Origin of the sequence: Rhodoblastus sp., from assembly GCF_052145335.1 — a bacterium.
Classification (GTDB): Bacteria; Pseudomonadota; Alphaproteobacteria; order Rhizobiales; family Beijerinckiaceae; genus Rhodoblastus.
The window spans coordinates 1-10,612 of sequence record NZ_JBKQOU010000235.1 but is presented as its reverse complement, the minus strand read 5'-3'; the positions used below and the strand labels follow the sequence as shown (position 1 = coordinate 10,612).

At 62.5% G+C, this 10,612-nt stretch carries 9 protein-coding genes and 2 pseudogenes; 7 read left to right on the top strand and 4 right to left on the bottom strand.

Annotated features, from left to right (window positions below; genetic code table 11):
- A pseudogene (locus tag ACLP2E_RS15060) lies at positions 1-115 on the bottom strand (cupin domain-containing protein); the annotation flags it as partial.
- A gap of 741 nt (positions 116-856) precedes the next feature.
- Between ACLP2E_RS15060 and ACLP2E_RS15055 the strand changes: the two are divergent.
- Positions 857-955, top strand: a pseudogene (locus tag ACLP2E_RS15055) (PEP-CTERM sorting domain-containing protein); the annotation flags it as partial.
- Between the two features lie 321 nt (positions 956-1,276).
- Here the strand turns inward: ACLP2E_RS15055 and ACLP2E_RS15050 are convergent.
- Positions 1,277-2,413 carry an E22 family MetX-like putative esterase gene (locus tag ACLP2E_RS15050; RefSeq protein WP_442466411.1) on the bottom strand — a complete coding sequence of 379 codons (1,137 nt, stop codon included), beginning with the start codon at positions 2,411-2,413 and terminating at the stop codon, positions 1,277-1,279.
- A gap of 328 nt (positions 2,414-2,741) precedes the next feature.
- On the opposite strand from ACLP2E_RS15050, the gene ACLP2E_RS15045 reads away from it, so the two are divergent.
- Positions 2,742-3,542 (top strand): response regulator transcription factor, encoded by an 801-nt coding sequence (locus ACLP2E_RS15045; RefSeq protein ID WP_442466410.1) that lies wholly within the window; start codon positions 2,742-2,744, stop codon positions 3,540-3,542.
- Between the two features lie 9 nt (positions 3,543-3,551).
- On the opposite strand, the gene ACLP2E_RS15040 is transcribed toward ACLP2E_RS15045, so the two are convergent.
- Together ACLP2E_RS15040 and ACLP2E_RS15035 are read right to left on the bottom strand one after the other, a co-directional pair.
- On the bottom strand, positions 3,552-3,914 hold the full coding sequence (locus ACLP2E_RS15040) for a cell division protein ZapA (protein ID WP_442464237.1): 363 nt from the start codon (positions 3,912-3,914) through the stop codon (positions 3,552-3,554).
- A complete protein-coding gene (locus ACLP2E_RS15035) occupies positions 3,915-4,325 on the bottom strand; it encodes a DUF4164 family protein (RefSeq protein WP_442466409.1) in 411 nt (136 codons plus the stop codon).
- Between the two features lie 136 nt (positions 4,326-4,461).
- Here ACLP2E_RS15035 and tkt point away from each other — a divergent pair, with 136 nt between their 5' ends.
- The 5 genes from tkt to ACLP2E_RS15010 form a co-directional block, all read left to right on the top strand.
- Entirely contained in the window at positions 4,462-6,447 is a 1,986-nt protein-coding gene (gene tkt, locus ACLP2E_RS15030; RefSeq protein WP_442466408.1) for a transketolase, read from the top strand.
- Positions 6,448-6,504: 57 nt separating this feature from the next.
- Positions 6,505-7,512, top strand: coding sequence for a type I glyceraldehyde-3-phosphate dehydrogenase (gap, locus tag ACLP2E_RS15025; protein ID WP_442466407.1), 1,008 nt, complete (start codon positions 6,505-6,507; stop codon positions 7,510-7,512).
- Between the two features lie 78 nt (positions 7,513-7,590).
- Entirely contained in the window at positions 7,591-8,784 is a 1,194-nt protein-coding gene (locus ACLP2E_RS15020) for a phosphoglycerate kinase (protein ID WP_442466406.1), read from the top strand.
- 44 nt (positions 8,785-8,828) lie between these two features.
- Positions 8,829-9,896 (top strand): class II fructose-bisphosphate aldolase, encoded by a 1,068-nt coding sequence (gene fba, locus ACLP2E_RS15015; protein ID WP_442464232.1) that lies wholly within the window; start codon positions 8,829-8,831, stop codon positions 9,894-9,896.
- A 120-nt stretch (positions 9,897-10,016) separates the two neighbouring features.
- The coding region (locus tag ACLP2E_RS15010; RefSeq protein WP_442466405.1) for a thiamine phosphate synthase at positions 10,017-10,612 on the top strand (596 nt) is incomplete at its 3' end.

The following is a 10,612-nucleotide window of genomic DNA, read 5'->3' as shown; positions in this document are numbered from 1 at the left end:
CGGGAATGTTCACGGTGAAGCCGGCGCCCGCCTTTCGTGTCTGGCCTCGAAAAGTCAGTTCGATTTCGCCCTCCAGGAGGGTGAACATTTCCTCGAAATCGTGGCGATGCGGCGGCGGCCCGCCACCATTCGATGCCTCAGAGCCAACGGCGGTAGTGGCCTTTGGCGAGGGCGCGCCGGAAGTTTAAAAACCCTATATGGACGGGCTGGAGAAAATCTCTGAGGCGTATGACCGGCCCAATACGAACTAAGAATTCTAAGAGCGCGGTATTGTCAAGCTCTTGTCATTATGCATATTTATAGGCTGGTTGGCTGGATGATTCAGTCGCGAAGTTCATGTGTCGAGAGCCTCGCCGGGGGCCAGATTGGTTCAAGGTCCTTCCGGTGGACAAAACGATCTTGTTTGCGATTTTCGACGGGGGTTCTAATGAAACTTATGAACATTCTAGCCGGCACCGCCTTTGCGGTTCTCGGCGTTACAAGCGCTAACGCGACTATTCTGCTGCACATCGACGAAACATTTGCCTCCGGCGCGACCGTCGTGGGCACGGTGACGGCCGCGAACGATTATTCTTCGTTCACTGCTGTCGACGCCACGCTCTCGGGCGGTTCTTATGGCTCAGACCATCTTGGCTGGATTTGGGACCCTAGTACTAACTTTGACACCAACGGCGGCAAAGTCTACGGGAACTTCCTGATGGACGGCTCGCAAGGCGGCGGCTACACCTACTTTGATACGATTAGCATTAATTACTCCAACCCGTCGCACCCCGTGTTCGACACCACCGGTTCCGTTTTGTCTGCCTACGGCGGCAACAATATTAACTATGTCGATCCGATGGTTCATGGTTCGATTTCAGCCGTTCCCGAATTGTCGACTTGGGCAATGATGCTCGCTGGCTTTGCGGGTCTCGGCTTCGTGGGCTATCGCCGCTCGCGCGCCGTCGCCGCCTGATCCAACCTGTCGCCAATATGCGAGGAAGGCCGCTGCGAGGCGGCCTTTTTCATCAGATTTCGGCTTGCCGCCCAACGCTGCCGACGACGATTTCGACCGGGAATTTCCGTCTTGAGCCATGAACGCCAGTTCATATCGCTTTCGGAAGGTCCGCTGACTAAGCGGCAGCGACCGTCCGGATGCCATGCCGTAGGCCCGCTTCGAGCCGATTGCGGGCGTTGTTCGATATGCCTCTGACGGTCCTCGAGTATCCGGGCTAGACCACTTATGTCGATCTGTGGGCAAGAACCGGATAGGCATGGTTGCAAGGATAAAGGGCCTTCAAAACTCCCTCGCCAGAAATTCCGCAATTTGCGGGCCGACGTCGGCGATGCGCAAAATGCCGTTGTAATGGCCGTGGGGACCGTGAATTTCGCCGGTCTCGACCAAAACGCCGATCTCGCGCAAGGCGCCGACCGTGGCGTGCATCCATTCGACCAGAAAGACCTGGTCCTCCGGGGAATAAAGCATCAGCGTCGGCGCCTTGATCCGCGCCAGTCCTTCCGCGACGGTTTTCGCCCCCGCCCCGGCGCCGGGAAGATAGGTCTGGTTGGCGCGCACCAGATAAAGCAGGTGATTGGCGTCGGAGGCGTCGAGCCGCGTCCGCGCGATCTCTTCCAGCCTCTGTTCGACCGCAAAGGAATTGGCCGCCACATCTCCGGCGTCGCCGCCGGGGGCCAGCGCCCGGCCGCCGCCGGGGCCGTCAGCCCATTGGCTGTGCAGTGCGCTCAGGGTCACCAGCCGCAGGGACGCTTCGAGACCGGCGAGCGGCGGGGGGGCGCCGTAATAATCGCCGCCGCGCCAGGCCGGATCAAGTTTGATCGGCTGCGCCCACATCGACAACCAGGCGGTCAGCCAGCCGCCGAACATCGGCGTGGCGATGGTCGGGATAATGCGCCCGACGCAATCGGGATAAGTCGCGGCCCAGTCGAAAGTCTGCAAGCCGCCCATCGACGGTCCCATTACCGCATGCAAGCGCTTTATGCCCAGCGAGTCGATCACAGCCTTCTGCACGCGAATGAAATCGCCGATGCCGACGGCGGGAAATTTCAGGCCGTAAGGTTTTCCGGTCGTCGGATCGATGCTGGCCGGGCCGGTGGTGACGACCTTGGGGTCATGGACATTGAGGTTGACCAGACTATCGACGGAAATGACAAAATAACGGTCGGTGTCCACCGCCTTGCCCGGCCCGATGATCGCATCCCAATAACCGGGCATGGAGTCGCAGGGCTCATAGCGGCCGGCGGCGTGACTGGAACCGGAGAAAAAATGCGCGACCAGAATGGCGTTTTCGCGCGAGGCGTCGAGTTTGCCGTAGGTCTCGAAGCCGACAGCGACGCTCTTGATCGTCGCGCCGCTCAGAATTTGCAGTTCCGGCAGTTCGAAACGCTGTTTAAAGGTCAATAATTCAGCATTCATGTGCTTCTATCCCCATCGCGGCTCTTTTGCTGCGATGCAAAGCATATTATATAACCCGCAGAAGATTCTGCGATAACGGTGCTTTTTTGACGGGATCGATCGATGCGCAACGAGACCGGGCGACCGCCCCGGCGACCCAACCCCGTATGAGCCAAATCCGTCGTTAAGCGAAGCCCTGTTCAGGCGGGGGTTTGACTTCTCTGGCGACGATGCCAGAAAGTACAATAGCAAGGGGGAACCTTATGCTGCATTGCAGCATAAGGAATGATGGAAGTTCGTCGTGGCGGCTCATCCCGCCGCCCCTTTCTAGTCGACCGAAGGTTTACCGATGACATTGGCCAAGAACAGTCGCGGCCTCGCCCCGAAAGCCAAGGCGCTCCCGCCTTTCAGCCCCCTTCCCGGCGTCGCTCTCCGTTCGGAGCGCGCATCGCCGTGTGTCGGGACAAGCCAGGATGGGCGCGCGAATCACGAGCAAGGCGACGGCGTCGAATCCGTTTTCGCCCGGCAGGTTCGCCTGGCTTACAGTCTGTTGCAGTCCGCGATCGAAGAAGCCGCGGAAGCGGCGGAAAGCCGCAACGTGACCATCGCCTCCGATCTGGAGGAACTGCAGGCGCGCGCGATCCGTTCGATCCAGGACAGCGCGCTGGCGACCATCGATCTTTTCGAGGCGCTTGGCGCGCTTCAAACACCAGGAGAACTCGCCAGCCGGCAAATCGAGCTGGCGCGACGCCAGCGCGATTCGGTCACTCGGCGTCTCGACGATTTTTTCGAGACGGCGAAAACCATGGTCTCGATCATGACCGATCCGCTGAACCGGCAAATGCGCGCCTTTTCCGGCGCCCTTGCGGCCGAACGCGGACCCTCCGAAGCCGGCGACACCGTTCTCTCCCGGCTGAACAAACTCACTGCGCGGCAGAAAAGGGTGCTGGAACTGCTCGCCGAAGGCTTGCCGAACAAGGTGATCGCCCATGAACTCGGCATCAGCGAGACCACGGTCAAGGCGCATGTCGGCGAAATCCTGCGCAAGCTGAAGGTTTACAACCGCGCCCGAGCCATCGTCATGCTGGCGCAATTCGACATGCGCCAGATACGCGCCCTGGCCGCGGATGACGCAAGCGAGAGCGAATAAGGCCGCCGCTTAGCGCCCGGCGTTCAGCGCCCTTGTCGCGGCCTCGATTTGCTGGGCCGCATCGTTCATCGCGTCGGCCGCTTCCAGAACTCCTTGGCGCCGGAGCAGGTTTTCGTTCTTCAGCCGCTCATCCGCCTGCGCCAGATTTTCGTCCCGTTCGTTGAGTTTTTTCTGCGCCGAGCAAAGTTCGTCGGCGAGCGTCAGCGCGGCCATCACGACAATGCGCTGGTCGCCGATTTCACCGAAGGCGCCGCGCAGGTCAGCAATCTTGGCGTCGACCGAGCGAGCCAGGGATTCGATATGCGCCTCCTCGCCCTCGTCGCAATTCATGCGATAGGTGCGGCCCGCTATGGTGACGACGACCTGAGGCATTCAGTCCTCCTGGGACGAGTGGTCACCCAGATCGGCGGCCGGGTCGGCGTCCGCGTCGGCGGCCAGATCGTTTGCGATCACCTCGCGGACGGCGGCGCTGGCGCGTTCGATCCGCCGCGCCGCCTCAACATTTGCGGCCTCCAGCACGCGCATCCGAGTGGTGGCGGCGTCGAGCTGCCGCGCCAGACGCGAGCGGTCTTCCTGCAGGGCCGAAAATTCGGCGACCTGGTCGGCCTGTTCGAGCGTAAGCTCATTATGACGGCTGAGCGCATGATCGAGCCCCGCCAGAGCCGCGCGCAATCTTTTTTGCGCCTCGGCCAGCAGCAGCTCCGCCGGATCGGCGGCGCCCTCTTGAAAATTCGGATCGGACGGCGAAGGAGGCAAGGGCAGCGGCTTTCGGATCGAATCCACACGCGATCAACGCAACCACCTTAGCATTGTCTCCGCTTTCGCCAAGAGTTGGCGCACGACCAAAAATTGACTCAAGGCCCCGACCTGTTATCAACCCGGCCAACTCACGCGCGCGAAAAAGTCCGGAGCCGAACGAATGAACGAAGTCAGCCACGCCTCCTTGGCCAACGCCATCCGGGCGCTCGCCATGGATGCGGTCGAAAAGGCCCAGTCCGGCCATCCCGGCCTGCCGATGGGCGCCGCCGACATCGCCACGGTTCTGTTCACCCGGGTGCTGAAGTTCAACGCCGCCGATCCACATTGGCCGGACCGCGACCGTTTCGTGCTTTCCGCCGGCCACGGCTCGATGCTGCTCTACGCCTTGCTGCATCTCACCGGCGAAAACAGCATGACCATCGAGGAAGTCCGCAATTTCCGCCAATATGGCTCGAAAACGCCGGGCCATCCCGAATATGGCCATACGCCCGGCGTCGAGGTCACCACCGGCCCACTGGGCCAGGGACTGGCGACCTCGGTCGGCCTGGCGCTTGCCGAACGCATGCTGGCGGCGGAATTCGGCGATGTGGTCGATCACCGCACCTATGTGCTCGCCTCCGACGGCGATCTGATGGAAGGCGTGTCGCAGGAAGCCATCGCCATCGCCGGCCATTTGAAACTCAATCGCCTGACCGTCCTGTGGGACGATAACGGCATTTCCATCGACGGCCCGCTGTCGGTCTCCGATTCAGTCGATCAGCTCAAGCGTTTCGAGGCCTGCGGCTGGAACGCCTCCCGCGTCGACGGCCACGATCCCCAAGCCATTCTCGCCGCGCTCGAGGCGGCGCAAAATTCCGACAAGCCCACCCTGATCGCCTGCAGGACGGTGATCGGCTTTGGCGCGCCCAAGCGCGCCGGAACCGCCAAGGCCCACGGCGAACCGCTCGGCGCGGAAGAAATGGCGGGCGCCAAGGCCGCTCTGGGCTGGAAAGCCGAGCCTTTTGAAATTCCCGCCGACATTCTCGCCGTCTGGCGCGAAGCCGGGGCGCGCGGCGCGAAGGCTCAAGCCCAGTGGGAGGCAAAACTCGCCAGCCTCGAGCCGGCGAAACGCGCCGAATTCCTCCGCCGCCAGCAAGGCCGCCTGCCTGCGGCGCTGCGCGAGGTTGTCGCCGCCGAAAAGCAGCGGCTCGCCGCCTCGGACGTGTCGATCGCGACCCGCAAATCGTCGGAAGCGGCGCTGAAAATCCTTGCCCCGGCGGTTCCCGAACTGCTCACTGGCTCGGCCGATCTTACCGGCTCCAACAACACCAAGGTCGAGGCGACCCCCGCCATTTCGCCCGGAAATTACGCCGGCCGCTACATCCACTGGGGCATTCGCGAACATGGCATGGCCGCCGCCGTCAATGGCGTCGCGCTCCATGGCGGCTATATCCCATCCGGCTCGACGTTTCTTGCCTTCGCCGATTATTGCCGCCCGGCGCTGCGCCTCGCCGCCTTGATGGGCATAGGCTCGATCGAGGTGATGACCCACGATTCCATCGGTCTTGGCGAGGACGGGCCGACCCATCAGCCGGTCGAACATCTTGCCTCGCTGCGCGCCATCCCCGGCCTTCTGGTGTTTCGTCCCGCCGACGCGACGGAGGCGCTGGAATGCTGGCAGGCGGCGCTGGAAGAGCGCAAAGCCCCTTCCGTTCTTGCGCTGACCCGGCAAAATCTTCCTCCGGCGCGGAAAAGCTATGTCGAGGAAAACCTTTCGGCCCGGGGCGCCTATGAACTTTCGCCCGCTTCCGGCCCTGCCAAAGTGAGCCTGTTCGCCTCCGGCTCGGAGGTTGAAATCGCATTGGCGGCGCAAGATATATTGGAAGCCGAAGGAACTCCGACCCGCGTGGTGTCGGTTCCCTGCTTCGAGCTTTTCCTGCGACAAGACGACGCGGCCCGGCGTACAGTGATCGGCGAAGCGCCGGTTCGCGTCGCCGTCGAGGCGGGCATCGCCATGGGCTGGGACCTGTTTCTTGGCCGTGAAGGCGCCTTTGTCGGCATGACCGGCTTCGGCGCCAGCGCGCCCTATAAAAAACTATACGAACATTTCGGCATTAACGCCGGCGCCGTTGCGCAAGCGGCGCGAAATGGCTTAAAGGGCGTCTGAACAATCAAGGGCGCCAAATCGGCCCCACCAGAAGAGCTAGCCCAAGGAGCGCGACAGATGACGGTGAAAGTTTTCATTAACGGATTCGGGCGCATCGGCCGCAACGTTCTGCGCGCCATCGTCGAATCGGGCCGCAACGACATCCGGGTCGTCGGCATCAACGACCTTGGCCCCGTCGAGACCAACGCCCATCTTCTGCGCTACGATTCCGTGCACGGCCGCTTCCCGGCCAAGGTCACGGTTGACGGCGACACCATCGACGTCGGAACCGGCCCGATCAAGGTCACGGCGATCAAGGACCCGTCCGGTCTGCCGCTCGGCGCGCTCGGCGTCGACATAGCCATGGAATGCACCGGCATTTTCACCGCCCGCGACAAGGCCGCCTTGCTGCTCGACGCCGGCGCCAAGCGCGTGCTGGTCTCCGCCCCGTCCGACGGCGCGGACCTCACCGTGGTCTATGGCGTCAATGACGACAAGCTGACCAGCAGCCATCTGGTCGTGTCGAACGCCTCGTGCACTACTAATTGCCTTTCTCCGGTCGCCAAGGTGCTCAATGACGCCATCGGCATCGAAAAGGGCATCATGACGACGATCCATTCCTATACTGGCGACCAGCCGACGCTGGACACCATGCACAAGGATCTTTATCGCGGCCGCGCGGCGGCCCTGTCGATGATCCCGACCTCGACCGGCGCCGCCAAGGCGGTCGGACTGGTGCTGCCGGAACTCAACGGCAAGCTCGACGGTTTCGCCCTGCGCGTGCCGACGCCGAATGTCTCGGTGGTCGATCTGAAGTTCATCGCCAAGCGCGCCACCACCAAGGACGAGATCAACGCCGCGATCAAGGCCGCGGCGGACGGCCCGCTCAAGGGCATTCTCGGCTATACGACCGAGAAGCTCGTTTCCAGCGACTTCAACCACGATCCCCATTCCTCGATCTTCCACATGGACCAGACCAAGGTGCTGGACGGCACGCTGGTTTCGATCCTGTCCTGGTACGACAACGAATGGGGCTTCTCGAACCGCATGGCCGATACAGCGGTGGCGATGGCCAAGCTGATCTGAGCGAAAAAAGCTTGAGGCGCGTCCCACGGGACGCGCCTTTATCTCATCCCGACCCCTCTAGCTCCTTTCGAGGCCGCCATGTCCGGTTTTCACACGCTCGACTCCGCCGATCTCAAGGGCAAGCGCGTTCTGGTCCGCGTCGATCTCAATGTTCCCATGGAAAACGGCCATGTGAGCGACGCCACCCGTATCGATCGCATTCTGCCGACCCTGCGCGAAATCATCTCCAAGGGCGGCAAGGCCATTCTTCTCTCCCATTTCGGCCGGCCGAAAAACGGGCCGGATGACGCCAATTCGCTGAAGCCCGTGGCCGGCGTGCTGGCGCAGCATCTCGGCCGTCCGGTCGCCTTCGCCCCCGATTGCGTCGGCAAGGCCGCCGATTCGGCGATTCAACACATGGCCAATGGCGACGTGCTGCTGCTGGAAAACACCCGTTTCCACAAAGGCGAGGAAAAGAACGATCCGGCGCTGGTCCAGCAAATGGCGGCGCTCGGCGACCTTTACGTCAATGACGCCTTTTCCTCCGCCCATCGCGCCCATGCCTCGACCGAAGGGCTGGCGCATAAAATGCCCGCCTATGCCGGCCGCACCATGCAGGCCGAGATCGAGGCTCTGTCCAAGGCGCTGGAAAAGCCGGCCCGTCCGGTCGGCGCCGTCGTCGGCGGCGCCAAGATTTCCTCAAAACTCGAACTGCTCGGCAATCTGACCAAAAAGGTCGATTTCCTGATCATCGGCGGCGGCATGGCCAACACCTTTCTCGCCGCGCAGGGCAAGAAAGTGGGCAAGTCCTTGTGCGAAAACGACCTGCTCGACACGGCGCGCGAGATCATGAAAAACGCCGCCGCCAACAAATGCCAGATCGTGCTGCCGACCGACGCCGTGGTGGCGAAGGAATTCAAGGCGCACGCCCATTCCCATGTCGTCAGCGTCGATCATGTCGGCGACGACGAGATGATTCTCGACGCCGGGCCGCGTTCGGTGGCGGAAGTCGAAGCGGTTTTGACCGCGATCAAGACCCTGGTGTGGAACGGCCCCTTCGGCGCCTTCGAAATCGAACCCTTCGACGCGGCGACCAACGCCGTGGCGCGCACGGCCGCGCGGCTGACCGTCGAGGGCAAGCTTTTGTCGGTGGCTGGCGGCGGCGACACCGTTTCGGCGCTCAATCACGCCGGCGTGGCGGAACAATTCACCTATGTCTCGACGGCGGGCGGCGCCTTCCTCGAATGGCTGGAAGGCAAGCATCTGCCGGGCGTGGAAGCGCTTCGGGCCTGAACCAGATCTGGCGCCTGACCGAATAAAAAAATTGGGAGACCAAAATGGCCCGCATAACCCTTCGCCAGCTTCTCGACCACGCCGCCGAGCATGATTATGGCGTGCCAGCCTTCAACATCAACAATATGGAACAGGCGCTGGCCATCATGGCGGCGGCCGCTTCCGTCGACGCGCCCGTCATCATCCAGGCGTCGCGCGGCGCCCGCCAATACGCCAATGACATCATGCTCAAGCACATGATGGACGCGGTGACGGAAATCTATCCGCAGATCCCGGTCTGCGTGCATCTCGACCACGGCAACGGCCCCGCCACCTGTTTCTCGGCGATGCAGACCGGCTTCACCTCGGTGATGATGGACGGCTCGCTCAAGGAAGACGCCAAGACCCCGGCCGACTGGACCTACAACGTCAACACCACCAAATATGTCGCCGACATGGCGCATCTCGGCGGCATTTCGGTCGAAGGCGAGTTCGGCGTGCTCGGCTCGCTGGAAACCGGCGAGGGCGAGAAGGAAGATGGCCACGGCTTTGAGGGCAAGCTGTCGCACGACCAGTTGCTGACCAATCCCGACGAGGCGGTGAAATTCGTCCGGGCCACCAAGGTCGACGCGCTCGCCATCGCCATGGGCACCTCCCACGGCGCCTATAAATTTACCCGCAAGCCCGACGGCGCCATTCTCGCCATGAACGTCATCGAGGAAATCCACGCCAAAATGCCGGGCCTGCACATGGTCATGCATGGCTCGTCGTCGGTGCCGCAGGAATTGCAGGACATCATCAACGCCTACGGCGGCAAGATGCCGCAGACCTGGGGCGTTCCGGTCGAGGAAATCCAGCGCGGCATCAAGAACGGCGTGCGGAAAATCAACATCGACACCGACAACCGCATGGCGATCACCGGCCAGATCAGAAAAGTGTTCGCGGAACATCCGGGCGAATTCGATCCGCGCAAATATCTGAAGCCGGCGCAGGAAGCGATGACCAAGCTCTGCCGCCAGCGTCTGGAAGAGTTCAACACCGCGGGCAAGGCTTCGAAGATCAAGCACGTGCTGACCCTGCCGGAAATGGCCAAGCTTTACGCTTCCGGCGAGCTGGACCCGAAGGCGGCCTGATCGCGGCGTCGAACAATTCAAACTTTCAAGATGGGGTTGCGGCTTGCCGGAGCCCCATTTTTGCCGTTCTATGCCTCGCCCGACGCCCTGGAAATTCCGCGACGTCTACTGAAGAAGCTCATGACCGATTTCATCAAGCCGCGCCTCTATCTTATCACCCCGCCGGTCGCAGACGCGGAAAGTTTTGCTCCGGCGCTGGAAGCCGCGCTCGGCGCCGGCGACGTCGCCTGCGTGTTGCTGCGCTTCGCCCCGCCCGATGAGAACGCGCGCAAGAAAATCTGCCGGGCGCTGGCGCCGCTCGTCCAGGAGCGCGGCGCGGCCCTGCTGCTGACCGATGATAGCCAGCTTGCGGTTCGCGCCGGCGCCGATGGCGTCCATGTGACGCAGCCCGGCGAAAAGCTGATTGCTGCGCTGGACAGTCTGAAACCCGAACGCATCGTCGGCATAGGCGGAATCGCGGACAAGGACCAGGCCATGACCGCCGGCGAGAAGGACGTCGATTATCTGATGTTCGGCGATCTCGATCCCGGCGGCGAGCCGCCTGAATCCGTGCTGGAGCGCGCCTCCTGGTGGGCGGAAATCTTCAACCTGCCCTGTATCGCGGTGGCGCATGATCTCGCCGAGGTCGAAGCCTTGGCCAGAACCGGCGCGGAATTCATCGCCCTGGCGGCGGAAATTTTCGTCGATCCGCGCGGCCCCGCCCCCGCCGTGGCGCA